This window comes from Pseudoalteromonas sp. S3431, from assembly GCF_000690035.1.
Classification (GTDB): domain Bacteria; phylum Pseudomonadota; class Gammaproteobacteria; order Enterobacterales; family Alteromonadaceae; genus Pseudoalteromonas; species Pseudoalteromonas fuliginea.
On sequence record NZ_JJNY01000015.1, the window covers coordinates 1 to 26,693 of the forward strand.

At 38.9% G+C, this 26,693-nt stretch carries 27 protein-coding genes and 1 pseudogene; 15 read left to right on the top strand and 13 right to left on the bottom strand.

Translation table 11 applies throughout. The annotated features are described in order from the left end of the window. Positions 1 to 83: 83 nt before the first annotated feature. The 5 genes from DO88_RS14575 to DO88_RS14555 all read right to left on the bottom strand — a co-directional run bounded on the left by DO88_RS14575 (position 84) and on the right by DO88_RS14555 (position 2,752). Positions 84 to 506, bottom strand: coding sequence for a hypothetical protein (locus tag DO88_RS14575; protein ID WP_024593235.1), 423 nt, complete (start codon positions 504 to 506; stop codon positions 84 to 86). Positions 507 to 585: 79 nt separating this feature from the next. Then, positions 586 to 984: a hypothetical protein gene (locus tag DO88_RS14570; protein WP_033038239.1), complete on the bottom strand. Its 399-nt coding sequence runs from the start codon at positions 982 to 984 to the stop codon at positions 586 to 588. A 275-nt stretch (positions 985 to 1,259) separates the two neighbouring features. After that, positions 1,260 to 1,625 carry a hypothetical protein gene (locus DO88_RS14565; RefSeq protein WP_033038240.1) on the bottom strand — a complete coding sequence of 122 codons (366 nt, stop codon included), beginning with the start codon at positions 1,623 to 1,625 and terminating at the stop codon, positions 1,260 to 1,262. A 163-nt stretch (positions 1,626 to 1,788) separates the two neighbouring features. Beyond that, complete coding sequence (locus DO88_RS14560) at positions 1,789 to 2,301, bottom strand: hypothetical protein (protein ID WP_033038241.1); 513 nt, start codon at positions 2,299 to 2,301, stop codon at positions 1,789 to 1,791. 103 nt (positions 2,302 to 2,404) lie between these two features. Beyond that, positions 2,405 to 2,752, bottom strand: coding sequence for a hypothetical protein (locus DO88_RS14555; protein WP_033038259.1), 348 nt, complete (start codon positions 2,750 to 2,752; stop codon positions 2,405 to 2,407). Positions 2,753 to 3,066: 314 nt separating this feature from the next. On the opposite strand from DO88_RS14555, the pseudogene DO88_RS19225 reads away from it, so the two are divergent. Continuing rightward, positions 3,067 to 3,309, top strand: a pseudogene (locus tag DO88_RS19225) (IS110 family transposase); the annotation flags it as partial. A 39-nt stretch (positions 3,310 to 3,348) separates the two neighbouring features. Here DO88_RS19225 and DO88_RS14550 read toward each other — a convergent pair. The 4 genes from DO88_RS14550 to DO88_RS14535 form a co-directional block, all read right to left on the bottom strand. After that, positions 3,349 to 3,894 carry a hypothetical protein gene (locus DO88_RS14550; RefSeq protein WP_033038242.1) on the bottom strand — a complete coding sequence of 182 codons (546 nt, stop codon included), beginning with the start codon at positions 3,892 to 3,894 and terminating at the stop codon, positions 3,349 to 3,351. Between the two features lie 139 nt (positions 3,895 to 4,033). Further along, complete coding sequence (locus DO88_RS14545; RefSeq protein ID WP_033038243.1) at positions 4,034 to 4,657, bottom strand: hypothetical protein; 624 nt, start codon at positions 4,655 to 4,657, stop codon at positions 4,034 to 4,036. A gap of 543 nt (positions 4,658 to 5,200) precedes the next feature. Beyond that, positions 5,201 to 5,452: a Rho-binding antiterminator gene (locus DO88_RS14540; RefSeq protein ID WP_033038244.1), complete on the bottom strand. Its 252-nt coding sequence runs from the start codon at positions 5,450 to 5,452 to the stop codon at positions 5,201 to 5,203. Positions 5,453 to 5,462: 10 nt separating this feature from the next. Then, positions 5,463 to 6,302 (bottom strand): DUF417 family protein, encoded by an 840-nt coding sequence (locus DO88_RS14535; RefSeq protein ID WP_033038246.1) that lies wholly within the window; start codon positions 6,300 to 6,302, stop codon positions 5,463 to 5,465. A 285-nt stretch (positions 6,303 to 6,587) separates the two neighbouring features. Here DO88_RS14535 and DO88_RS14530 point away from each other — a divergent pair, with 285 nt between their 5' ends. Both DO88_RS14530 and DO88_RS14525 read left to right on the top strand, forming a co-directional pair. Continuing rightward, positions 6,588 to 8,054, top strand: coding sequence for a DASS family sodium-coupled anion symporter (locus DO88_RS14530; RefSeq protein ID WP_033038247.1), 1,467 nt, complete (start codon positions 6,588 to 6,590; stop codon positions 8,052 to 8,054). 367 nt (positions 8,055 to 8,421) lie between these two features. Further along, positions 8,422 to 8,766: a GNAT family N-acetyltransferase gene (locus DO88_RS14525; RefSeq protein WP_033038249.1), complete on the top strand. Its 345-nt coding sequence runs from the start codon at positions 8,422 to 8,424 to the stop codon at positions 8,764 to 8,766. 2 nt (positions 8,767 to 8,768) lie between these two features. On the opposite strand, the gene DO88_RS14520 is transcribed toward DO88_RS14525, so the two are convergent. The 3 genes from DO88_RS14520 to DO88_RS18880 all read right to left on the bottom strand — a co-directional run bounded on the left by DO88_RS14520 (position 8,769) and on the right by DO88_RS18880 (position 11,021). Further along, on the bottom strand, positions 8,769 to 9,404 hold the full coding sequence (locus DO88_RS14520; protein ID WP_007378411.1) for a trimeric intracellular cation channel family protein: 636 nt from the start codon (positions 9,402 to 9,404) through the stop codon (positions 8,769 to 8,771). Between the two features lie 744 nt (positions 9,405 to 10,148). Then, entirely contained in the window at positions 10,149 to 10,745 is a 597-nt protein-coding gene (locus DO88_RS14510) for an RDD family protein (RefSeq protein WP_033038251.1), read from the bottom strand. 105 nt (positions 10,746 to 10,850) lie between these two features. After that, entirely contained in the window at positions 10,851 to 11,021 is a 171-nt protein-coding gene (locus DO88_RS18880) for an ATP-binding cassette domain-containing protein (RefSeq protein WP_157600356.1), read from the bottom strand. Positions 11,022 to 11,246: 225 nt separating this feature from the next. Between DO88_RS18880 and xdhA the strand changes: the two genes are divergently transcribed. The 8 genes from xdhA to puuE are packed head-to-tail and all read left to right on the top strand — an operon-like array spanning position 11,247 to position 20,317. Beyond that, complete coding sequence (gene xdhA / locus DO88_RS14505; RefSeq protein ID WP_033038253.1) at positions 11,247 to 12,746, top strand: xanthine dehydrogenase small subunit; 1,500 nt, start codon at positions 11,247 to 11,249, stop codon at positions 12,744 to 12,746. Beyond that, complete coding sequence (gene xdhB, locus DO88_RS14500; RefSeq protein WP_033038254.1) at positions 12,733 to 15,072, top strand: xanthine dehydrogenase molybdopterin binding subunit; 2,340 nt, start codon at positions 12,733 to 12,735, stop codon at positions 15,070 to 15,072. Before xdhA ends, xdhB begins: the two co-directional genes overlap by 14 nt. Next, positions 15,065 to 15,955 carry a xanthine dehydrogenase accessory protein XdhC gene (gene xdhC / locus DO88_RS14495; RefSeq protein WP_007378417.1) on the top strand — a complete coding sequence of 297 codons (891 nt, stop codon included), beginning with the start codon at positions 15,065 to 15,067 and terminating at the stop codon, positions 15,953 to 15,955. The genes xdhB and xdhC overlap by 8 nt, the downstream gene beginning before the upstream one ends. Next, positions 15,952 to 16,452, top strand: coding sequence for a 2-oxo-4-hydroxy-4-carboxy-5-ureidoimidazoline decarboxylase (gene uraD / locus DO88_RS14490; RefSeq protein ID WP_007378418.1), 501 nt, complete (start codon positions 15,952 to 15,954; stop codon positions 16,450 to 16,452). The genes xdhC and uraD overlap by 4 nt, the downstream gene beginning before the upstream one ends. After that, complete coding sequence (gene uraH, locus DO88_RS14485) at positions 16,449 to 16,799, top strand: hydroxyisourate hydrolase (RefSeq protein ID WP_033038256.1); 351 nt, start codon at positions 16,449 to 16,451, stop codon at positions 16,797 to 16,799. Before uraD ends, uraH begins: the two co-directional genes overlap by 4 nt. 2 nt (positions 16,800 to 16,801) lie before the next feature. Further along, positions 16,802 to 18,166: a guanine deaminase gene (gene guaD / locus DO88_RS14480; protein WP_007378420.1), complete on the top strand. Its 1,365-nt coding sequence runs from the start codon at positions 16,802 to 16,804 to the stop codon at positions 18,164 to 18,166. Between the two features lie 5 nt (positions 18,167 to 18,171). After that, positions 18,172 to 19,383 (top strand): urate hydroxylase PuuD, encoded by a 1,212-nt coding sequence (locus DO88_RS14475; RefSeq protein ID WP_007378421.1) that lies wholly within the window; start codon positions 18,172 to 18,174, stop codon positions 19,381 to 19,383. A 1-nt stretch (position 19,384) separates the two neighbouring features. Beyond that, positions 19,385 to 20,317, top strand: coding sequence for an allantoinase PuuE (gene puuE / locus DO88_RS14470; protein ID WP_033038257.1), 933 nt, complete (start codon positions 19,385 to 19,387; stop codon positions 20,315 to 20,317). Positions 20,318 to 20,419: 102 nt separating this feature from the next. On the opposite strand, the gene DO88_RS14465 is transcribed toward puuE, so the two are convergent. Next, positions 20,420 to 22,924: a S8 family serine peptidase gene (locus DO88_RS14465; protein WP_007378423.1), complete on the bottom strand. Its 2,505-nt coding sequence runs from the start codon at positions 22,922 to 22,924 to the stop codon at positions 20,420 to 20,422. A gap of 582 nt (positions 22,925 to 23,506) precedes the next feature. Here DO88_RS14465 and DO88_RS14460 point away from each other — a divergent pair. Genes DO88_RS14460 through DO88_RS14445 form a run of 4 tightly spaced genes read left to right on the top strand, consistent with a single transcriptional unit; the run spans position 23,507 to position 26,634 of the window. Continuing rightward, complete coding sequence (locus tag DO88_RS14460) at positions 23,507 to 25,009, top strand: curlin (protein ID WP_007378425.1); 1,503 nt, start codon at positions 23,507 to 23,509, stop codon at positions 25,007 to 25,009. Between the two features lie 38 nt (positions 25,010 to 25,047). After that, positions 25,048 to 25,449, top strand: coding sequence for a curli production assembly/transport protein CsgE (locus tag DO88_RS14455; protein WP_007378426.1), 402 nt, complete (start codon positions 25,048 to 25,050; stop codon positions 25,447 to 25,449). Further along, positions 25,439 to 25,861 (top strand): curli assembly protein CsgF, encoded by a 423-nt coding sequence (locus tag DO88_RS14450; protein WP_033015061.1) that lies wholly within the window; start codon positions 25,439 to 25,441, stop codon positions 25,859 to 25,861. The genes DO88_RS14455 and DO88_RS14450 overlap by 11 nt, the downstream gene beginning before the upstream one ends. After that, positions 25,861 to 26,634, top strand: a complete 774-nt coding sequence (locus DO88_RS14445; protein WP_007378428.1) for a CsgG/HfaB family protein — start codon at positions 25,861 to 25,863, stop codon at positions 26,632 to 26,634. Before DO88_RS14450 ends, DO88_RS14445 begins: the two co-directional genes overlap by 1 nt. Positions 26,635 to 26,693: the final 59 nt, after the last annotated feature.

Consider the following 26,693-nt stretch of genomic DNA (forward strand, 5'->3'; position numbering starts at 1 on the left):
TTAAAAATGGGGGGATTACCACTTAACCCGCTGCTTTAATTTATTATTTATGTAAAAGTTAGAATGAATTTCATCCTAATTCTTTAGCTTTTGTTTAACTCTATTTTTGAAACGTAAAATACAATACCAGCAACAAGGCCTACTATAGAAAATAAAAACAATTGTAAAAAGCTATATCCATAACCTATTAACGTAATTGAACCATTTTCGACCAATACCTTACCATTAATAATTGAGCTATCTAAACCTGAAGGGAAAACAAAAAAGAAAGAAACTAAGCAAGTAGATATAACTGAAGATTTGAGCACTGTATTTAGCGAATAATCACAACTTTTAGTGATAAATTTATAAATTGGAAATGCTGTTACTGGAACTAAAATTAGAACAACTATTAACGTCCAAATAAATATACCAAAAGGAATAATAGTAAATTTCATTTCAATTGCCATTGGCGCTAAAAATGCAACAACTAAAGAGGCTAAAATAAAGCTAAATATTGTTCTCAACTCGAAACCCTCTTAGAAAGCTAACGCCTGCCATAACCAGATTTGTGGCGCTCTTGCACAAATCTGGTTAATGGTTTTGTTATGTAAGGTCACCGTCAAGTCCAAATTTTTCCCTGTTCAAAACTAGCGCTGCCAGCACAGTTACTCCTAACACTGTACCAACAGGGAACATGAAGAGTAACAATGTTGAATATATTATTAGTGCCCAAAAAAGCCACTTAGTTCGATAGTTTAAGCCCACAACGGAAAATGTTAAAAAGCAAAGTGCAACTAAAAATAAGATGAACCCTGTTGCTGTAGACAAAGCTGTTGATGACATTTCTTCTTGTGATATTTTAGGTTCATTACTTCCAAACAGCGTTATCTCTTGAAATGAAGTGGACATAATTAAATACGAATCAACAATTCCCCAAAGAGGTGCCCAGAAAAGCAATAATCCCAAAACTGCGACGTATTTCCCTATAGTTTCCTTGTTCATCATCTCTCCTCACGTAGTTACATAACGAGCCTGTAGATTAACTCGTTTTTTATTTGTTTTTATTTGTTTTTATTGATAAATAAACCATAGCTGAGTTCCTATTTTGGTTCAATCGATTACTGTATTTTTACGCAGAATATAAAAGGGTTTGATGTTGTTTTAATTGGCATCTTGTAAGGTATTACGGGTGGTTGAACAGCTTTAATTTAGGTTGAAAGGGCTTACTCTTCTTAGTGCGTAGCAAAATTTAGGATGGATGATGTCAAATTATTTTGTTATGTTTTTTTGTACAGATAATACCTAAACAAAAAGGCTTGGAATAATGCCGCCAAACCTAATATTTGAGGGGTGTTATTAAACAAGCCATCAACCACAACTATTAGTGGTATTGCGATATAAAAAGCATAAGAGCCGTTAGTGTACTTTTTTGAAAACCAGTGAACAGGAAAGCCAACCACTAACCAACCAACGATAGAAATTAGTAGGTAAACGCCAATATAAAGTAAAAAAGTAACGGCAAGTCCAGAAATATCACCAAGTGATGAAGGTGCCAGCCCATTGAATAAAAACCATACAGGGATTCCTATACCAACATAGCCAATACTTTTTATTACAGCATTATCCCAGTTACTTGAATTCAACTACGGACTCCCTGAAAACATAACGAGCCTTTAGATTAACTCGTTTTTTATTTGTTTTTATTGATAAACAAACCATAGCTGAGTTCCTATTTTGTTTGTAATAATGTTCACCAAGAGCAAAATGTATTTTTATCTTATTTTAATTATTCTTATTGGCTACTGGTTAAATAGCCTTTCGCATTTTATTTAATAACTCGTAGCATGCTTTATACAACAGTATTTCCATGTCTTCGTTATGATACAAAGGACCCCAACGAAAAAAGCCTCTTAAGCTAAATTTTTTAGCTATGAATTCGCGCCACGTAACAGATTTAGAAACGCTGAACGTTTTAATCGTTTTGTTGTGTTTAATGTTATACAAGCGCGATACTAACTTAACTTTTGGTCGCCAAAATAGCGGAATAATAGCTGTATCAAAATCTATAGTGAATGCATCACCACCATGCAAAGTAACTATAACAACATCTAAACCAATATCTGACTTTTTAGGCTCTTTAATAGACGAAATACTGTGAAGACAAAAAATATCTTCAAGCTTCTTGTGCATATGATCTTGTAGTGAATCGCCCGTTATATAAAAAAACGACTCTACCTTAGAAAAATGGCTGCTATTAGCTACAGCTAACGATCCCAAATAAACATTTGGCTTTTCAGAGCTAAACCAATCGAATAGCAAATTTAAATTCCTTTTTTACTTATGCCGAATAAATAGGCCGTAAGGTTGTTATCTAAGGTTAGGATGAAAGAGCAAAAACCAGCTTTTTTTGTTCTTTTACGATTTATTTACCCTCAACTCTTTTACGACGTAATTGAATACCAAGTAATGTCCCTAATAAAACAGCAATAACATGCAGAAAAGCTGGAATTAAATATATCAGAGGATCCATTGATATTTCTAATAAAATGTATAGTAAGGCACCGACACTTAGATCAATAAACCAATAAACCGCCGCAACTAAAAAGGCTTGTTTATAGGGGCTCACTGTTTGCTTATAGCCTAGGTAACAATAAACGATTAAAGAGGTTACAAATCCGAGGACGTAATAAGTAAAAGTTAATGAGGTACTTTGAGTCATTTCATCAAAGCCAACAATCTTTGTTGCTATTGTTGATAAAGCAACTAGCAATAAATACAAGCCTACTGAAAAGAGTACAATCCTAGAGTATTTCACGATAATCCTTTAGCAATACAACGAGGCTGTAGAATAGCTCTAACAGCCAGATTCAATTAATTAGTTTCTTTAATCTTAACGAGCCTGTAGATTAACTCGTTTTTTATTTTTTTGATAAACAAACCATAGCTGAGTTCCTATTTTGGTTCAATCGATTACTGTGCTTTTACGCAGCATATAATGAAGTGTTTGGTGTTGTTTTAATTGGCGTTTTGGAAGGTATTACTGAAAAATTTAGTGTGGGTACCTTTTTACTCTTTCTAGAATGAGCAGGATTATCTGTGCGTTATTTATTTTGGGCTAAAGCACCGTTAATTGACCAAGATAGTTGGCAGCAAGAGGCCAAAAGAAAATCCCATAATACCATCATCAGATCATTGGCATTTTAATGGATACGAATCCTATTTAGGTGCTGGAAAACACATACGCCCTACGATGAATCAACTTACTTAAATGCATTGAAAAGTAAGAGCTCACCGCTGTTAAAATTTGCGGTGAAAAGTGAGCTTTAGCGCTTGCTGTCCACCTCAGGGCGTGTTGTTATATTTTTGTTACTTTTTCTTAAGGTCAATACCATCAAGTAATTTATTAAGTACTATTGCTGTTAAATCTGAGGATGGGTGTCCAGGTAAAGGACTGTCTACTTTTTTGTCTTTAGATGAAAACACTGTCGAAGGATTATATATAAAAGCATCATTTGTTAGGGACTCTCTTACCTCAGAATTAAAACCCTGATCTGTATGATTATTAGCGGCTACGCGGATTCGCATAAACCCCATTTTATAATGTTCTGAGCGTGCAATTTCATTTAAATGAAAGCGATACACAGCCATTAAAACACCGAATACAACAACAAAAATGACAAACAAACCATACAATACACTTTCTGGTATTCTTGAAACTTCAGTTTTAGCCGTTACCTCTGCCGTTTTCAAAAATGCCGTCGGAAAAATGTATAACATCATAATGACCATCAAGATTGAAATACTGAACATCATTAAATAAGTTAAAAGTCTTCGAGCTGATTCTTGGTTTTTACCAACATAACTCTCTAATGCTTCAATTGAAACATCAATGCTATTCATTTCTTCTGACATATAATAATCCTTTAAAATTGTAACCACTGACTATGAGCAACACTGACATATAACGTCATTTAACAGGCAAGAAACAGATGGTTAAAATTAGCGACGGAGGAGCAAAACCAACTATTTTTTATCCTTGTTTAACAGCTTGTTAGCTTTTGTTAGTTAATGCATTAAAAATCGGAATAATGTGTTCTTTCGCGGTACCATAAAGACTTGCAACTTGTTCAAAATGTTCTGGAGCTACTGCACATGTGACACTAGTTATGATGCTATATGTTGTTTGTCTCCAACTAGTTTTAGTGCTATTTTCAAGATTTTTATTTATTAAATCGAACGCTTTTCTAGTAAACTCAGCTTGTTCTTTAGTGAATTCGTACATGGAGTGTAACTCACTCTCCATAGATTCCAATTTAGACTTAAGTTCATTTATTTCACTTGAAGAAAATTTTTCATCCGAATCTGATACGCTAAATAGATCTGAATTAGCTAAAACACTGCAGATACTATTACTAACTTTCTTTTCCCCAATTTGAATGTTTACCGTGTAGCTCTCAATTTTAAAAATCCTAAATTCAAAAATAAGACCAAAGTTAAATACATGTGTTTGACCTCGCTCTAGGGTGATAGTTTGAGAGTCAAATCCATCAAATCCTACCGTAACACTTACTGCTTTTTGACCATCCGTATGATCAATATCCACGTATAGACAGCCGTCAAAAAAAGTAGCTGTTTCGTCATAACGAATTGTCATATCTTGTTTATTGAAACTCAAATTAATCTCCTGGGTAGATAAAAAGCCTAACAGCTTCTGAACACCACTCTGGGGGTTTATAACGCCCCAAAACGGCGTATATTACTTTGTTCAATAATTCCACTAACTAACTTTAATGTAAACAAGTAATTAGGCATGTTATATAAAGGCCTTTGTTATTTTTCACCAAAACGACTTTTAATAATGTTATTGGACAAAATTAAAATAGCTGTTTATTTAAACAGCTGGCTCTGTCAGTTAGCTTTATTTATGTAGCTACCTTTTACGACCATAATTAACAAACGTACGGATACTAAGCGCTAGTTAAGGCTTATTGAGGCTTACTTATACTGGATTAGCATTTTTATACGCTTAATAGTTGGCGTTTAGACTTGTTCGGTGGAAAAACTCGAGTAAAGAATAAAAGAAAGTAATAGGAAAATTTTGGCTTTATGTATTTAGCGCGTAATTAGCTAAAGCATTGGTTAGATAAGCGAGCCATAAACATATTGATTGATACAGACTCGCTGAGATATTTATGATAAAAACGAATGAGTAAAGTGTTTACTTTACATCAAAGTTCACATGGTCAAAGTATGGATTTTCCTCACGCGCTTTAAGTACACTAATTGTAGTAAGCACAATGAGTTGCAACTCGCTATTTACGCTAACAACTATGCATTCGTCTCTATTAGCATTGCGCTTTGTATCAGTTGCTACGCCACATACACCATCGCCATTTTTTAATATAAGCTCAATGCTTAAATGGTGCATACAAGCAATTTCGATGTAGTCGTATTGGTTGCAACTGATCATGACGACCTCTTTATTTAGCCGGTTTAAAAATCATTAAAAAAGCAATAACAACAAGGTTGGCTATATACCAAAGATCTTTAATTACAAACTGCCCTAAACGATCCAATAAAGTGGAAGAACTAAATGCACCGGTGGCGGTAATTAAGAATGTTTGGGTCATCATAAATACGCTTAAACACGCTAAGCCACTTACAATAATTAGCTTTTTATTATTTAAAAATAGCCCTAAGCCCAATAACACAGCAAATAATACATCAAACCCGCCAATCACGTTAGACGCGCCTTGTACGCTAAATACCGTGTATAACCACGACATAAACGGTGAGGTTTCTACTAAACTTACAATGCCTTTTGCTTCAAATTCATAAAACTTCATGCCGCCAATCCACAATAAAACCATAGCAACCGGTATAAAGTTTAAAAGTACGTGTTGTTTGTCGGTAAGTTTGTCTTTATAAAACAAAAACAAATACAAAGGCACTACTGCAAAGTATTTAATTATGCCCTGCCCACTACCAATGATTGGAAAGCCACCAAGTTGCGCCATCCAACGGTTACTGGCAAACAAGGTAAGTAATGCAACCAAACTTATAATTGCTGCAAGTAAAAGTGCTGGCGTAGGTTTCATTAGTTTAAGGTGAGCGAGCACGGTGGCAAACGCTAAGGCAATCATAAAGGAGCCACTAATTAAACCTAACGCAGATACAGACATTAGCGAATCAACGCCATAAAAACTAAACGTAGCCGTTAACGTATTAGGGTTTGCTCCTAACGCAAACGACAAGCCAAGTAGTAAAAAGCTACTCGTTAATAAAAAAGTAATCACGTTATTGGTTAGTTTTAAGTTCATTGTATTTCCAAGTATTCGTTGAGGTTTACAAAGACCTTACGAGCCGATAAAACAATTCAAACTAACTCTTAAAAAATATGAGTTGATTAAGCACACTGTAAGCTCTTATCGGGTAATGTAATCAATCACTTTAGTTTATAGTTTATTTCCTCTTTATTAATAAAATTAAATAAGTCTAATATTCATATGATGTGCGTCATCTTTTTTATTATTAAATGAAGTAGAATAACGTTGCCTTTTCAATAAACAGAATGCATTCATTTCTAAAACTTAGGGACATTTTTAATGAAGGGTACTGATATTCGAGTTACCTCTGGACTGATTTCTATAGCCATTGTTTTACTACTTTGGTTTGCTGTACCACCTCCGCAGGGTGTTACCGAAAACGCATGGCATTTGCTCGCTTTATTTATTGGTACTGTAGTTGCCATTATTGGTAAAGCAATGCCAATCGGCGCCATTGCTATTTTAGCGATTACTTCTGTTGCGTTAACCGGGGTAACTAATGACAGCCCATCTGGCGCTATTAAAGATGCATTAAGTGGCTTTTCTAATTCATTAATTTGGTTGATTGGTATTGCTATTATTATTTCTCGGGGTTTAGCTAAAACAGGTTTGGGAAATCGTATTGGCTATAATTTTATTTCTCTTTTTGGTAAAAAAACAGTTGGTATTGGCTATGCACTCGCACTTTCTGAACTTGTTATAGCGCCTGTAACGCCAAGCAATACCGCGCGAGGCGGCGCTATTATTCACCCAATAATGAAGTCGATAGCAACAAGTTTTGGCTCGTCTCCTGAGGAAGGCACCTCTCGTAAAATTGGGCACTACCTTGCTTTAGTGAGCTACCATATAAACCCTATTACATCAGCTATGTTTATTACAGCGACTGCGCCAAACCCGCTAATTGTAAAGCTGATTGCTGATGCTACCGGTGCAAATATCAGTATTACTTGGAGTACATGGGCGCTGGCAGCGCTTGTTCCTGGTTTGCTATGTATTGCCCTTGTGCCTTTGGTTGTTTATGCCATTTACCCACCTGAAGTTAAAAGTACGCCCGACGCTAAAACCTACGCAGAATCTAAATTAACTGAAATGGGCCCAATGAGTTATGGCGAAAAAATAATGGTGGGTGTTTTTGCTATGTTGCTTGTTTTATGGGCCGGCGTACCTGCAATGATTTTAGGGGCTGACTACGCGGTTAATACTACCGCAGTGGCTTTTTTAGGCTTGTCGGTTTTATTAGTCACTGGTGTATTAAGCTGGGACGATGTACTTAAAGAAAAGTCTGCGTGGGATACTGTTGTTTGGTTTTCAGCATTAGTAATGATGGCCACTTTTTTAAATAAACTAGGTTTGGTAACGTGGTTTTCAACACTTGTTGAGAGCAACATTGCGCAACTGGGCTTTGACTGGATTGTATCGGCTATTATACTGGTAGCTGTGTATTTTTACGCTCATTACTTTTTTGCCAGTACCACAGCACATATTACTGCTATGTTTGCCGCATTTTACGCCGCAGGTTTGGCGCTTGGCGCTCCGCCTTTATTTTTAGGTTTACTGTTAGCTGGCGCTTCATCACTGATGATGTCGTTAACGCATTACGCAACAGGCACATCACCCATAGTGTTTGGCTCAGGCTATGTATCGTTAAAAGACTGGTGGGTAATGGGCCTTATAATGAGCGTTATTAATTTAAGTGTATGGGGAATTGTTGGCGGGCTTTGGTGGAAAGCACTTGGGTATTGGTAGTATTGCCTTTGTTAGTTTGGCTTGCACATTTAATACTGCGCACTTGAGTTTAGTACAAATTCAAATGCTTCAGCCCTAAAAATATAAACATTGGGGCTGTTGCAAGGGAGCACTATGGTTTTTAAATTCATAAAGGCAGCATATTCAGACCGAGACTACTTATTAAACATCAGAAAACTGACTATGATTGAACACTTAGAAAGTGCCGGGTTATTTTTAATACCAATTCGCTTAATTAAGTGATCTATTTTGAGGCTGGAAAAACGTGTTGATAGCTAGGCAAAAAATTCGCTATTTAGTTGTTCTAAATGAGCATTTTTTAACGCAGGTAGCGACACGTTTAGCCCCGCAAAATGATTAAGTATTATTGCGGATTGGTATAACAGATCAACAGCATGTTTTAAGGCTTAATGATCAATATGACTGCTCCCATCTTATAGTTATAAATGAGGTACCAATTGGTACTTTAAAATACCAAACGCACGCTCAATACGTTGAAATAATGCAATTACAAATACATCCACTGCATCAAAATAAAGGGTATGGGAAAGCTGTTATTGAACAAGTTATTACAAGTGCGCAGTCAAAACCGATTAAACTCACAGTGCTTAAAAACAACCCAGCATTAGGACATTATAAGCGGCTGGGTTTTACTATAACTGATGAGAATAATTACGAGTACTACATGCAAACGCGGGCTACTCGTAGCTAAAATTAGTCGCTTTGATCTCTGAAGTCTTTTTTTCTGAAAATAGTTAAATGCCAACCCCAATGCAAAGAGCCTAATCTTAAAAAAATAGTCGTGAAAAATGAGCCTAAAATACACCAAATGTAATCTACATTAAGGCTAAATAAAGCGGCATAAACTGCACCACCCGCTAAACACGCAGAGGCGTAAGGTTCGCTGCGCATAACAGTTGGCACCTCACGGCAAATTACGTCGCGTATTAAACCACCAAATATACCTGTAGTAATGCCCATGGTAATTGCGACCACCATGCCAGAGCCATTAATGAGTGCTTTTTCTATCCCCATAATATTAAATAACGCCATACCAACAGCGTCTACTAATAAAAAATAGTAATTATTAACGCGCGGTAAGTATCGAATAAATACAACCGCAGCTATAACGGCCCCATAGGTCGAATATAAATACTCTGGGGTAGCAATCCAAAATACCGGTTTGTTTAAAAGTATATCTCTGAGGGTGCCGCCCCCTAATGCAGTAACCGTTGCCACCACTACGACACCAAAGCCGCTAATATTTTTCTCATACCCAAGCAACGCGCCTGCAACAGCAAAAAATGCGACACCGAGTAATCCTAGTACCATAAAGTATTCAGCAGTCATGGTAGTTCCTTTTTAAAATTTATAAGGAGTTGTATCAACTTACGTGCCAAAAAACTGAGTGAATATAAACAAACCCACAATTTAAGTGACTGAAATTTATAAGCTTATTTCATTTATTAAAAAATATTAGCTATGTGATATTTAGTGAAAGATTAACAAGAGTAATTATTTTAATTATGGGTAGTTTTTACACGTTAAAGTACAGAGGGATTTTGTTACAGAGTTGCAGCCGAGCACTTTTAAATTTTAAGCAAAAATTAAATGAACAATAAAGCTATTACCAATATTACAAAAATAATAGGCAATATTGCATGTTGCCAATTTTGTTCTTTATTTTGATTATAGAGTGTTTGCATTGAGCTTTTATCATTATTGGTAAAACTATGCTGGCACTGCATACAGTTTTGGGCTTTTATGCTCACCCAAGTACCACATTTAATACATGCGTAACGCCTCGACAGTTTATCAAACTCGTTTGTTTTCCTAAATATTCTCATTTATCACCTCATTGATTTTCGCCGCGGTAAGAAAACCAATGAATAATATATATGTTGAGTAACAAATTAAAGAAGCCGCTAGTGCTAAAATTAGCTGTGTGTTGTTTTTCATAATCATCCTTGGTTACTAGTCAAAAAAATCGGTAAGGTTTTTTAATTATATTACCAATTTAGTGAAATACGCCATTTTGTAACTTTTGTTAATCAAACTTAAATCCGGGCAAAGTTGCCATAATTAATATCCTGATTAATCTACATAACTCACTTTTGTTCCCGCTAAATGATCATGTAAACATCGTTTATCTTTTCCAAGTATAAATAATGGATTAACAAGACCTGCTATAAACTGACCTACCGAAGGTGCAAGTGATAATAGTTGCATAGAAAGCATGCGTTTAAAGTAAATTGTAGTAAAGCTTGCTTGTGTACCATCTAAATTTTCAATGCGGATAGACATAAAAGATTTACCAATTGTTTGTCCGCGTTGGTACATAAGGTAACCATGAAGCACTAACGTGCTTAATATGCCATAACCTAGCAAACCTGCAGATAAAGTAAGTGTTGGTTGGCTTAAATTATCAAACCCTACGAGTATGAATACAGGTATAAAACAAACAACACCTAAAACGCCATCAACAATAGCAGCCACTAGCCTATCTGAGCGCGTTGCTTTTTCTCCTGCTACTTTTGATACAATATTTTCAGATGGGCTCTGTGCTTCTCGCGTTTTAATTAAGTTGTCTATTTCTTTTGCTCGATCTGGGTAGGCTTCGCGATCTATAGCTTCCGCTGATGAGTAAAGCTCATCTAAAGTGTAGGTAGAAAAATCAATTTGAGAGTCCATTTAAATCAAGTCCGCATTTTCATTTAATCGTAATTTAACACAATTAATTTAGGTTATTCAAATGTTTATGTGATTTTAATAACATACCATAACGTGTTGACGTTGTTATAACTCGAACCGCAAGCGTGCTGCTAAATCGCGCGTATCAGCAAGTTCTTTTATATCCATTATAAAAAACATGTCCCCTTGGTCAGGTTTAATCACACCATAAAGCATTTTCATAAATGTGTTTTTACCAGCACCATTTTCACCTTTGGACCCACATATTAAAAGCATCCACTTTACCGAGCTTTATTTTTAAGGCTACGCCGCTATTACCTACACCTCGACAATTTTGCCGCTTCGAACCACTAACTGACCAAGCGGTCAACAATGGCATAGTAACTGCAATAAGCTAACTAAAGATTAAAAAGTATTTTTGTTACCCGTGCGCAAACAACAAGAAAAAACATACGCCAAGCCTTTATATATCATGGCTTTATAAAAATTAAGGGGGTCTGTGTGATTCAATTTTTATTAAATAACACGCCAATTGAAGTACAAGAATGTTCGCCAAGTCTCACCATTTTGGGCTGGCTACGCACCAAAAAAGGGAAAGTGGGCACCAAAGAAGGGTGTGCAACTGGCGACTGTGGCGCGTGCACAATTTTAGTAGGTGAAGAGCGTATAAATGCAAACGGGCAAACTAGTTGGCAATACAAAACAATGAACAGCTGTTTATTGTTATTAGGTAATGCGCATGCAAAACATATAGTAACAGTAGAGGCTGTGACTACTGGCTTGTACCCAAACTTAACCGATTTACACCCCGTACAACGTGCACTGGTAGAGTGCCATGGTTCGCAATGTGGTTTTTGCACGCCCGGTATAATAATGAGTTTGTTGGCTCTTTATATTAATGAGCCAACGTACCCTGGTAAAAAAGCGGTTATTCATGCACTTGGCGGTAACTTATGCCGTTGTACAGGTTATAGCCCAATATTACTTGCAGCCGAAAAAGCCTATAGCTATGAGCGTAAAGCTGAACCGTACTCAGCAATGGCCGTTCAATTTAAAGCATCACTTAATACGCAATATGATGACGATATTCCATTTTTAAAAAATGGTCCTCGCAAATTTCACTTACCACAAACTGCCCAACAACTTGTTGAGCTAAAAACGCTTTATCCTTATGCACATTTAGTTGCTGGTGGCACCGACTTTGCCATTGAGCTTAGCCAAAACATGCTCTTACCGGATGTAATTATCTCCCTTAGCCAAGTAAAGGACCTTTGCACCTTGGCAGATAATAACGGTGAGTTACACATTGGTGCAGCACTACCTTATAGCCAATTTGTTGAGGTATTTTATAACCATTACCCAGAGTCAAAAGAGCTATTTGAACGCTTAGGATCAAGCCAAGTACGTAACAGCGGCACGCTTGGTGGCAGCATAGGGAATGCCTCATCTATTGGCGATCCAGCTCCCCTTTTAATCGCTCTTAATGCATCAATGGATTTATTAAGCAGCGCTGGTACGCGCACTATTAAAGTTGCCGACTACTTTATTGATTACAAAAAAACAGTTCTTAAAAGCGATGAAGTAATTAGCAAGTTCACCATCCCAAAGCGCCCAGAGTCACTAAAACTGGCGTGTCATAAAATATCAAAACGCTTTGAAGACGATATATCTACCGTTTGTTTGGTACTTGCTATAGAGCATTCACAAAACATGATTACTCAAGCCCGCTGCGCTATGGGCGGTATGGCAGCTATTCCTAAGCGCGCGCAGCATATTGAGCAAAAGCTGATATCTCAATCGTTACAAGTAAGTAGCTTTATAGACGCAGCAACGGCTATTAACGATGACTTTACACCTATGAGCGATGTAAGAAGCAGTGCGCATTATCGCACTACGGTAAGCAAAAACTTATTACAACGCATTGGTATTGAGTTTTGTGAGTCGCAAGCACGCAACAATAACAACATTGCCATTACGAGGATCTCACATGCGTCACTTTGAAATGGATAAACTAAAAGCGCAAGGTGGTAGCGTTGGACAGTCTAAATATCACGAAAGCGCTATTAAACAAGTTTGTGGCAGTGCAAATTTTGCCGACGATAACCCTGAGCCATACGGTTGCCTGCATGCTTACCCAGTGCTAGCCCCTGTTACAAGCGGCTTTATTAAATCAATTGATACAAGTCACGCACTGGCAGTTGAAGGCGTTAAACGTATTTTATCGGCCGAAGATGTACCGGGTAAATTAGATATTGGCCCGGTATTTCCTGGTGATGTACTGCTGACCAGCCATGAAATTCAATACCACGGGCAACCTGTATTAATTGTCGTTGCCGACACCTATGAAATAGCGCGTCGCGCTGCACGCTTAGTGGTTATTGAGTGCGAGCAAACTACACCCATACTTGATATTAAAGAAGCCATTAGCAAAGAGCATTGGGTAAGGCCGCCCCATTCACTTAACCGTGGTAACAGCGAAAACGCCATTAATAACGCAACCCACCAGCTTAAAGGTGAAATAAACATAGGCGGGCAAGAACACTTTTATTTAGAAGGCCAAATAGCGCTAGCGCAACCTGATAACGACGGGGGCATTCATGTTCAATGTTCTACGCAACACCCTACTGAGGTTCAACACTTAGTTGCTAAAATTTTAAAAAAGCCATTTAGTTTTGTAAACGTAGAAACCCGCCGTATGGGCGGTGCTTTTGGCGGCAAAGAAACCCAAGGCGCACCATGGGCATGCCTTGCAGCCCTTGCGGTTTACCACCTTGGCTGCGCAGTAAAAATGCGCCTAGCCCGCAGCGACGATTTTAAATTAACCGGTAAACGCCACCCTTTTTATAATCAATACCATGTTGGTTTTGACGAAAATGGCTTGATAGAAGGTGCCGACATTACCGTAAACGGATTTTGTGGCTACTCGCCTGATTTATCGGATGCAATTGTAGATCGCGCCATGTTTCATGCCGATAACGCCTACTACTACCCAGCCGCCACAATTAAGGGTAATCGCTGTAAAGTAAATACCGTAAGCCATACCGCATTTAGAGGGTTTGGTGGCCCGCAAGGAATGATTATGGGCGAGCTAATAATGGACGATATAGCCGCTAAATTAGGTAAAGATCCGCTTGAGATCCGAAAACTCAATTTATATAAAAAAGGCCGCGATACCACGCCGTACCATCAAACCGTAGAGCAACATATTTTAATAGATATGATTGCTCAGCTTGAGGAGTCGGGTGACTACTGGGCACGTAAAGAGGCTATTAAAGCATTTAACGTATCGTCACCTATTATCAAAAAAGGCCTTGCGATGACGCCGGTTAAATACGGTATATCGTTTACGGTACAACACTTAAACCAAGCCGGTGCATTAGTACATGTATATAGCGATGGTTCTATACATTTAAACCACGGCGGCACCGAAATGGGCCAAGGACTAAACACCAAAATTGCGCAAATTGTGGCCCACGGCTTTGGGGTGGATTTTAACGCGGTAAGTATTAGTGCTACGCGTACCGACAAAGTGCCAAACACCTCGCCAACAGCAGCTTCAAGCGGTACCGACTTAAACGGTATGGCGGCGCTAAATGCAGTAAACACAATAAAAGAGCGCTTAATTGATTTTATTACCGAGCACTTTGAAGTAGACAGCAACACTGTTGTATTTAAAGATAACCTCATTACTTTTAGTAAAGGGGAAATTAGCTTTAGCGAACTTGCAAATCTTGCTTATATGAATCGTATATCGCTTTCATCTACCGGTTATTACGCCACACCAAAAATTCATTACGATAGAGCTAAAGGTGAAGGCCGCCCATTTTTTTACTACGCTCACGGCGTAGCGCTCAGCGAAGTAGAAGTAGATACCCTAACTGGCGAAAACACGGTAACCCGCGTTGATATACTGCACGATGTAGGCAGTTCAATTAATCCAGCACTTGATATAGGGCAAATTGAAGGCGCCTTTGTGCAAGGTATGGGCTGGCTAACAACTGAAGACTTACAATGGAATGATAAAGGCCAGCTTGCAAGCTTTGGCCCAGCCAACTACAAAATACCAGCCATTGGCGATACACCTGCCGAATTTAACGTCAATCTTTATAACTCAGCAAATCCAGAAACCACCGTGTTTAGATCAAAAGCCGTAGGCGAGCCGCCATTTATGCTGGCCTTTAGTGTATGGAGCGCTATTCGTAATGCCATAAGTAGTGTGGCTGATTACAAATACACAGCCCCACTGGATACACCCGCAACCCCAGAGCGAGTATTGAGTGCAATTGAGCAAACCGCTAGTTGGTTTAAGGAGCATCAACATGACTAATTTAAATGAGTCGTTTCAGGGTTTTCATACTCAAAACTGGGCGCAGGCTATAAACGAGCACGAACAAAGCGGCACTAATTATGTAATTGCCACGGTACTTGGCACAAATGGCTCAACCCCACGCGGCACAGGCTCAAAAATGGTAATAAGCGGCGAGCATATTTACGACACTCTTGGCGGTGGCCACCTTGAATACGTAGTAATAGAAAAAGCCCGCGAACTACTTGCCAAAGGCGAAGCCGCCCAAGTAATTGAGCAATTTAACCTAGGTGCAAATTTAGGCCAGTGCTGCGGCGGAGCTGCCACCGTTATGCTTGAATGCATGCAATGCGAGCGCTTTACCCTCGACATTTATGGCGCAGGCCATGTAGCACAAGCGCTTATTGGTATATTGGCACAGCTGCCTATGCGCATACGTTGGATAGATAGCCGCGCAGATGTATTCCCACAGACTATTCCAAATAACGTAGTAAAAGTGGTTGATGAAGAGCCCACAGAACAAGTAAAGCGTGCACCTAAGTCTAACAACTACTTAATATTGACCCATAACCACCAGCTCGACTTTGCACTCACCCAAGCCATTATTAAACGCGCTGATGCCAATTGGCTGGGCGTTATTGGCTCTGACACTAAAGCAAAACGTTTTAAACAACGCCTAGCACATCGCGATTTTACAGCCGCTCAAATACAACAAATGACCTGCCCTGTTGGGCTTAAAAATATTACGGGCAAATTACCAATGGAAGTGGCTATTTCGATTAGTGGACAGCTAATTGGCCTTTATCAGGCTATGCAAACCCAAGCGCCAAAACGCCAAGGCTTGCAATGGCGCACACTAAAAAATGCCTTAATTAGCACCACGCAGGAGGAAGTAGACGCATGAGCAGTTTACAAATAAATACGCTAAATGATGCACAAGCAAAACAAGCACTTGAGCATTGCTGCGCGGCCCCTAACTGGGTAGCGGGCATGATAAAAGCAATGCCATTTAAAAGTGCTCAACAGCTGTTTGAATGCGCACAAAGCATATGGGATAGCCTTGGCGAGAGCGACTATTTAGCTGCCTTCGAAGGCCACCCGCAAATAGGCGACTTATCAACCCTTAGCAAAAAATACGCTGCTACCGCACAAAAAGCGGGGCATGAGCAATCGGGTATGAGTAAAGCAAACGAAGCCGTACTTACCAAAATGATTGCCCTTAATAAAGAGTACCTGAACAAGTTTGGCTTTATTTTTATTGTGTGCGCCACCGGTAAAACGGCCGAACAAATGCTCGAACTCATAGAGCAGCGCATACACAACACCCGCAGTACAGAGCTAAATATAGCCGCGGGCGAACAAGCCAAAATAACAAAAATAAGATTGGAGTCACTGCTATGAATAAAAGTATGAGCAAAAGCCCTATAACCACCCATATACTTGATACCAGCACCGGAAAGCCAGCAGCAAATGTTGCTGTTAAGCTATTTAAACTTACAAATAACGAATGGGTACAACTAACCCAAGGCAAAACCGATTCCGATGGGCGTATTACTGATTGGCTAAATACAGAAGTAGAATTTGCAACCTATAAGCTAGTATTTGATTTAGATAGCTATTACCAAAACCAACCTACCCCTGCGTTTTACACAGAGGCGCAAATAACATTTAGATTACAAGATACTAAACATCATCATATCCCATTGTTGCTTAGCCCGTTTGGCTACTCTACATACAGAGGTAGCTAACTATGAGCACACAAAACAATAATGACTTAACAGTAGTTTGTGCCGATATACTCGACTTTGTTGACGACCCTGCCATTTCTGGCGAAAACGCCCATCGTTTTTTTGAAAAGGGCGCATTAGTTATCAAGCACGGCAAGGTAGTTAAACTTGGCTATGAGCAAGACATATTACCTACAATTGATAAATCAGCACGTGTTATCCGCCACGATGGCAAACTCGTTATGCCTGGTATGATTGACACCCATATACACTTACCACAAACCGAAATGGTGGGTGCGTACGGCGAGCAACTGCTAAGTTGGCTCACCGAATACGCCTTCCCAACCGAAAAAAAGTTTACATGTAAGCATTATTCAAAAGAGATATCTAACCGCTTTTTAGACGAGCTGCTGCGCAATGGCACAACCACTGCCCTTGTATTTGGCACAGTGCATCCGCAATCGGTTGATGCGTTTTTTAAAGAATCACAAAAACGCAATTTACGCATGATTGCCGGTAAAGTAATGATGGACCGTAACTGCCCTGACGACTTATCTGATTGCGCGCAAACAAGCTATGACGAATCCAAAGCCCTAATAAAAAAATGGCACAATGTTGACAGGCTAAGCTACGCAGTTACACCGCGTTTTGCCCCCACATCAACCCCTGAACAATTACAAAAATGCACTCAGTTACTTGAAGAATACCCAGACACCTACCTGCATACACACCTATCGGAAAACAAAGACGAGTGCGAATGGGTTAAAGGGCTATTTCCAGAAGCTGAAGATTACTTAGGCGTGTACGAGCAAGCAAAAATGGTACGTAAACGCTCAGTATTTGCCCATAGTATTCATTTATCTGAGCGCGAGCTTTGCTGCCTTGCAGATAACAATGCGGCAATATCGCACTGCCCTACCTCAAACCTATTTTTAGGATCAGGACTTTTAAATTTAAAAGCCTGTGAAGAGCACGGTATAAACGTAGGCATGGGTACCGATGTAGGCGCAGGAACAAGCTTTTCTATGCTACAAACAGGTAACGAAGCTTATAAAATTCAGCAATTACAAGGTCAAAAGTTTTCAGCATTTAAAGGGCTGTATTTAGCAACTCTCGGCGGTGCCAGAGCACTTGATTTAGAAGGGACAATTGGTAATTTTGAAGCCGGTTGTGAAGCCGATTTTATTGTAATGGATTGTTCAGCAACCCCATTTTTAAAATTTAGAATACAGCATGCCAAAACCCTGCATGAAAAATTATTTGCAATGATGATGTTAGGCGACGACCGCTGCGTTGAGCAAACCTACATTATGGGTAAAAGTGTGTATAAGCGCGATGATAACAATCAATTTTCAGACACCCGCTCACCGGTATTAGAAGAGGCTTAACCGTTATGGAAAACTATTTATTTGAGCTTGCTCATTTAGTACTGCGTTATTTTCATGTTATTGCTGGTATAGCATGGATTGGCGCTTCATTTTATTTTGCATGGCTTGATAACAACCTACAAACACCACCGCAGTGGAAAATAGATAAAGGCATAAAAGGCGATTTATGGGCCGTGCATGGTGGTGGCTTTTACGAAGTGGCTAAGTATCAAAATGGCCCTGAACAAATGCCTCATACTCTGCATTGGTTTAAGTGGGAAGCCTACACAACGTGGATCACCGGTATATTACTATTTAGCTTACTTTATTATGTTGGCGCCGATGTGTATTTAATTGATAACAGTAAAAGTGAGCTAAGTAAATTTGCAGCTATTGGCGCATCCCTTGGTTTTATTGGCTTAGGCTATGGTGTTTATCGTTTATTGTGTAAAAGCCCACTGGTTGAAAACGGCAAAGTGTTTATTGCTGTCGTTATTGGTTTATTAGCTCTGTGGACTTTTGGGGTTGATCAATTATTTAGCGACCGCGCTGTGTATATTCATGTAGGTGCACTTATTGGCACGTGTATGGTGGGTAATGTGTATCACATTATTATGCCAGGCCAACGCTATATGGTAAGTGAAGTAGAAGCCGGTAGAATCCCTGATTCAGCGCCAGGTTTAAAGGCAAAGCTGTGTTCTATTCATAATAACTACGCCACATTACCTGTAGTATTTATAATGCTTAGCAATCACTTTCCTTACACGTATAGCCACAACTTTGGCTGGCTTATTTTAATTGCGCTGTTTGGTATTGGTATGTGGATACGCCATTACTTTAACTTAAAGCATCAAGGCGTTAATAAACCCTCAGTACTTGTAAGCGGTATTGCAGCTTTTTTTGCTCTTATGCTCGCCATAGCCCCTTGGCCCAGTACACCAACAAATGCAGGCGAAAGCGCGCCTTTACAAGCAAGTATTACCGACGCACAAGCGTGGGATATAATTAGTAAGCACTGTACACAGTGCCACAGCGAAACACCCACCTCTGAGCTTTTTCAAACAGCGCCGCTAGGTTTTAAGCTCGACTCTATTAGTGATGTAAAAAAAGCCAGCACGCTTATTCATACTCGCGCGGTTATAACCAAAGATATGCCACTGGCCAATATGACAAAAATGACAGACACAGAGCGCGAAACGCTAGGCGCTTGGCTCTCAGCACTTAAAAAGGAGCAATAAAATGAGTGAGCATTTTAAAAACTACCCGCGCGATTTAATTGGTTATGGTCCAGATGTACCCCATGCAAACTGGCCTAATAAAGCCCGCATTGCCGTGCAAGTAGTATTAAATTACGAAGAAGGCGGCGAAAACTGTGTATTACATGGTGATGCAGCGGCCGAAACATTTTTGTCTGAAATAGTCAGTGCCCCGCATGTTGAAGACCGCCATATAAGCATGGAGTCTATTTACGAATATGGCTCACGCGCTGGCGTGTGGAGGCTACTGCGTTTATTTAAAAAATACGATATACCGGTCACCATTTTTGCAGTGGCGATGGCCCTTGAGCGCCACCCCGATGTAGCTAAAGCCTTTGTTGAAGCGGGCCACGAAATTGCAAGCCATGGCCTGCGCTGGATTAATTATCAAAATATAGATAAGCAAACCGAACGCGAGCATATGCAACAAGCCATTGATGTCATTAAAAAGCTCACAGGTAAAAAGCCCAAAGGTTGGTACACAGGGCGCACAAGCCCTAACACAGCAGCCCTTGTAGTTGAAAATGGTAATTTTTTATATGATGCCGACGATTACAGCGACGACCTACCTTTTTACAGTATTAAAGAAGGTAAACCACAGTTAATAGTGCCCTACACGCTTGATGTAAACGACATGCGCTTTGCCGCTGTTCAAGGTTTTAACGCAGGCGATCAGTTTTATAATTACTTAAAAGATGCATTCGATACACTATACGAGGAAGGCGCTCCAGAAGGTGAAAACGCCCCAAAAATGATGTCGATAGGTTTGCATTGTCGCTTAATTGGCAGACCAGGAAGAATAAAAGCATTAGCACGGTTTTTAGAATATGCCCGATCGCATGAGCAAGTTTGGTTTGCCACGCGTGAACAAATAGCCGAGCACTGGCTTAAAACCCACCCGTATAAAAAAGCATAGCTGTAATCCATTAAAAATAAATTCTAATTACTTATTACCCTCATCGTAAACATAAAAAAGCCCAGCTTTGCTGGGCTTAAATTACTTTAGATGTAATAAAGTTTATTCAAAAGAAACGGTGATGATATTTGAACACACATTTTCTGTTACACATAATTGGTAATCGTACGATGGTAACGTAGCTCCACGCACGTAATCACGGTAACGACCGTTATCTGAAACGGTATCAACTAACTCGCCATTACGGTAAACGCTTAATGACTCTGCACCCACTTCTTCCCAGCTAAGTTCTACACGCATTGTACCTAAACGTGTTTTGTTAGCGCGTTTTAAGTTCAGCTCAAGGGTCACGTCACTTACAACAACCGTTTGAGTAAATGAATCAGTATTACCTTCACTATCTGTAACAGTTAACTCTACATCGTAACTACCTGATTGGGCATAGGCATGTACTGGTCTTGAGTCAGTTGATGTTGCACCATCACCAAAGTTCCAGCTCCACTGTGTTATATCATTATTAGCATCACTGCTTGTGTCTACAAATGCAGCGGTTAACCCTTGTGTATCAACAGTGAAACTAGCAAGAGGTGGTTGTGAACCTACTTCACCAATAGCACTGAACGTAAGTGACCAACTATTAATATTGCCTGTATCTATACCTGCCGTATCGACAACATTTAATGTCCAATCACCGGTTCCTACTTCGCCATTAAATACACTTGATGTAAACGTTTTAACAATATCGTCTTCGCTACCACCTTGATTACTTTGTAGAGTGACTTCAGAGCCTTGCGGTGAAGTAAGTGTAAGTACTAAATCGCCAGACCACGTGTGTGTGATATTTACATCTGCTGAAGTACCAAAAATAGTTAAATCATCAGCAACTGTGATAACCGAATTAACGCCTAATGGATCGTTATCAGGGATCGGTAGATTTTCTTCATTACTATACGTAAAGTCATTTAAACCAGCAGGTTGTAACATTAAACTTACTGTTTTTTCTTTAACAATATCATCTGATGTTGCTGTAACAGTAAACTCATAATCACCCCATGGCGTATTTTCATCGGTCTCAACACTAAGCTGTACTGTTTCGCCTGGACGTGCTGTTAATGCAGATAAATATGCACCACCAAGACTAGATGTTAGATCAAGTGTTACTTCACCATCCCACTGTGCAATAGAACCTATTTCAAATGTATACGATGCAGTTTCGCCTACTGTTTTTTGCTGTGATACAGGTGTCACAGACATTATAAAACTCGGGGTTGGGTCTGCATCAAGTAATGCTTGGTTTGCATTGAGTCGAGTGCCAGCAACCGTTTTACCTTGTAATGCAGTATTTACATCACCACTGCTCATCAATAACTGTTTAAGTTCTGTGGTTGTTAAATCTGGGTTGATTGACAACACAAGTGCAGCAACACCTGCAACATGAGGTGTTGCCATTGAAGTGCCTGAGTAAGTAGCATAACCGTTACCCGGGACTGTTGATAAAATAGCACTACCGGGTGCCCCCATATCAACACTGGTTAAACCCCATTGTGAGAAGTCAGATAAATTATCGCTGCTATCAGTGCTCGCAATAGAAAAAACACTCTCGTGTTCATAGCTTGATGGGTAATGCGGGTTTGCATCATTATCAACTGCATCATTACCGGCAGCGGCAACAAATAAAATGTCAGCTTGCTCACTTACTGTAATTGCATCAGCTAAAGCTTGGCTAAAACCACCACCACCCCAACTATTGTTTAGAACACGTAAATTAACACCTGAATTTTTAAGGTTAACCATATAGTCAATACACTTAATTGCATCTGATGTTGAGCCATTACCAGCCGCATCTAAAAACTTACAACCAACAATAGATACTTCTTGGTTTACACCTACAATACCCGTTGAATTGTTACCGCTTGCACCGATTGTGCCTGACACATGAGAACCATGTCCTTGGTCATCCATTGGGTCGCCAGCATCTGTAATCGCGTTAATACCATGAATATCATCAATATAACCATTGCCGTCATTATCAATACCATCACCAGCAATTTCGCCCGCATTAACCCATGCGTTATCAACTAAATCGGGATGACTATAATCAACACCTGTATCAATAACACCCACTACAATATCGCGGCTACCGATAGAAATGTCCCACGCTTCAGGTGCATCAATATCGGCATCTGTAACACCACCTGTTTGGCCCTCATTATTTAAACCCCATAGTTCATCAAAACGAGGATCATTAGGAGAGCTTGTAGCAATACTCACTCGGTAATCTGGCTCTACATATTCAATAGCTTGATTTGACTTCAAACGCTCAATAGCTTCTTTGGTACTCATACCAGAGACTTTAAACTTAGCTAAACGGCCCGAAAATAATGACGTAAAGTTATCATCAACCTCATCATTATTTAAATCCGATATTTTAGCTTTAACCATAGCGCGTACTTGTTTACGCATTTGTGGCGTTGTATTTTTTTTATATTTAACAATTATAGAGTCACTACTTGCAGTAACTTGTTGCAGTGCACCTGCATCAGGTAACTTTGCAGAAGCTAAACAAGGTAGTAGCGCGAGCGTAATAATAGATAATTTTGTTTTCATTGTTCTATCCATAGTAGGGAAGGCTTAGAAACACTAAGCAAGTTTTTCACTACTTCAAGTACAAGGGATCACATGGCAAGATATAAGCAAACAACCAAACACCAAATTAAACAAGTAATAAAGATTAAAAATAACAAAAAACCATTATTTTTAACTAGAATTGGCAAAAAAAAACACCTAATACAGTCATTATAATGAATTTATTACACTTACCTCTACCCAATATAGGGTCATGTTTTTTTACTGCTTTTTTCGAATAAAATCTAAAAAAGCAAGGTTATAAGCTTAACCATTTGAAATATAAAATAAAAAAAATTGGTAAAAAATGATGATTTAAGAAATTCATATTGAGGAATACAGTTAGTACTTGATTATGAATTTAAGCTTAAACTTTGTCAGTGTTAGCTTTATGACAAGACTCGTTTTTACTCAATAATCATATATTTCGCTTCACTCACTTACATAAGTAACTAAAGCGGATCACAAAACATTATATCGGCACGGCATGCTGAGACAGCAAATACCTTATTAAAACCTATAACATTTAAGGTGTTTGATTTTATCATTTCAAGGAGAAAAATAATGAAGTTGAACAAATCAATTCTAAGCTGCGCGGTTGCAATTGCAATGAGTACTAGCTTTGCCTCATATGCTGAAACAGGTAATAAATCAGTATCTAGCTCTGAACTTAACACCAAGGTATCTATTGCAAGTACAGCTAATTCAATGACACTTGCTCAAACATTAAACAACAATACGGCATTGTTAATACAAAATGGCGATAGCAATACCATGCTTGTCACAACAACAGGCAATAATAACGATACAGAAGTAACCCAAGCACAGTTTGGTAACTATGCTGAAGTAACTACAATTGGTGATAGCAACTCACAAGCATACGCTCAAGATGGTACTGCGAATGGATTAATAACCGAAGTTACTGGTAATAATAACCTCTTACTTGTAACACAGGTTGGCCAAGGTGTTTTGGTCAATAACGAAGCTATAAATACAGTAACTGGTGATGACAACTTGATTGAAGTAGAACAAGGCACTGGCGGTCATTGGTTCTACAACATGGATATGCAAGGTAATGGCAACGAAATAACTTCGCTGCAAACTGGTGAATGGCATGAAGCTGAAATAACAATGCTCACTGGCGATCAGAATACACTCGATTTAGAGCAAGCAGGTTACTGGAACACCTTTAAAGTCAGTTCTTTACAAGGTAACGACAACGAGCTTGATATTGAGCAAGATGGCGATCGTAATGCGGTAACACTCAGTGCTATTTCTGGCGACGCTAACGAGTTTTCCATTGAACAAGATGGCAATACAAATGCTGTAACATTTGCAGCGGTTGTGGGTAATGATAACGAAATAGACATTGACCAAGAAGGCAGTAACAACACCGCAGACTCAGCGTTATTTGAAGGTCAAAACAATGAAGTAACCATTACTCAAGTAGATACATACAACACTGCTACCGCTGAACTTATTGGTGATAATAATGAGCTAACAAGTAATCAAAATGGTTTGTTCAATGACGCTTACATGGGCGTGTTAGGTTCTGATAATGAATTTACGATTGATCAGGTAGGTGAATTTAACTCAGCACATTTAGTTAACTTTAATGGCTCTGATAACGACATAAATCTAACACAAACAGGCCAAGATAATACCGCTGTTGTGGAGTCGTCTTACCCAGACACTTCACTTACTTCAAACGATAACGATATTGATATTGTTCAAGATGGTTCTCTAAATGAAACAATGCTAACACTTGCTGGCATTTTAGACAGTAACGGTAGTCAAATTGATATTGCTCAAACTGGCGAAATGAATGTTATTGATTTAATGGTTGAAGGCAACGACCACAGCATTGATATTTCACAACAAGGTGAAAATAACTGGGTTGGCGGAACAGAGCAATCAGCCTTTTTAGTTGGCGGTGAAAACGTATCATTTAGCGTAACTCAGCTGGGTAACGATAATATTGTTGAAGGCGCTGTCATTGGCTTTAACAGTACAGTATCTGTTACTCAAATGGGTGATGGTAATACGGCAACAATTACACAAATGTAATTGCAAAGGTTGGGGAGAGTAACTCTCCCCTTTTAATTATGAACAATAAAAAAAATAGCTTCGCTGGTTTCTTATTCGTAATTTCATTATCTTTTAGCACTGCAGGTTATGCAGCTGATGAGTTGGAAATAGACGGTTTATTACTCGATAGAAGCATTAGTCGCTTTGGTCATCAATTTTATTACGAGTTCTCAAATTACTGGCGAGACTTACCCTCAACTGCAGGGTTTAATATTGAAATTAAAGAAACAGTAATCCCAAAAGCAGGCACTAAACTTTCTTTAATAATGAACAATAGACTGGTGTATGCAACATACTTAGGCCGAAGGTTAGAGCCACTAGATCAACGTGTTGAACAAGCCGTGTATACCGTAATTGATGCAATGGCTCGTGAAAATATGGCAGTGTCGTCTCCCGATATGGCCATAAATGGATGGTAAAATGAGAATAATAATATTTATAATAACAACATTAAGCTTTTCAGCCGCCGCGACTGAAATAATTTATACCCCAATTAACCCAAGCTTTGGCGGTAATCCTCTCAATGCGAATATGCTACTTAGCAAAGCACAAGCTCAAAATAAACATAAAGCGCCAGTAATAGAAAAAAGTTACACCGAGCAATTTCAAGATTCTTTAGAACGCACTTACTTAAATCGAATGGTAAGAGAAATAACAGATATGGCGTTTGGTGAAAACATAGACGACAGTATTTTCAATCAAGATTCCATATTTATGAGTGGCGATTACCAAATAGAAGTTATAACCAGTACCACAGATAGCATTACCGTAAGAATAACAAATATAATTGATGACACCGTGGTGATCATTGAAGTACCGAGGTTTGGATAATGTATAAACTACTTATAACAATTGTAGTTCTTAGCTTAACGGGCTGCGCAAGTTTGGGAAATTTAATACCACCACAGCAGCAGCAAGCAATGAGCTTAGAACCCACAGAAATTTTTTCTGATTTAAAAAACCTACCCAAACCCATGGGTAGTATTCCTGTTTCAGTTTATTCATTTAGAGATCAAACAGGTCAATATAAACCGCAAACAAATGTGAGCTCATTTTCTACCGCTGTAACTCAGGGGGCTAATTCAATACTAATACAAGCCTTACATGAGTCGGATTGGTTTACACCGGTTGAACGTGAGGGTCTGCAAAATATACTAACAGAGCGAAAAATCATTCGAGCGGCTCAATCAGATAATCCAAATCAACCAGATTTACCCCCATTAACAACCGCCAAAATAATTTTAGAAGGCGGTATTATTAGCTACGACACCAATGTAAAAACAGGTGGTTTAGGTATGGAATACTTTGGAATAGGCGCATCAGAGCTTTACCGTGAAGATGCTATTTCAATATACTTACGTGCTGTTGATGTACGAACAGGGCAAGTATTACTATCGGTAGCAACCAGCAAAAAAGTACTGAGCCAAGAAATGCGTGCCGGATTTTTTAGGTACGTAAGTTACAAACGATTAGCTGAAGCAGAAGCTGGCTTTAGTGATAACGAACCTATGAGTATTTGTGTTACCCAAGCAATAGAAAAAGCACTTACAGACCTAATAACAAAGGGCATTGATAAAGGGTTATGGGCCAAAAAAGTAAGTTAATAATTAAGATAAATAAGGCTACTTTTAAGTCGCCTTATTTGTATTAGTTCAGACAAGAT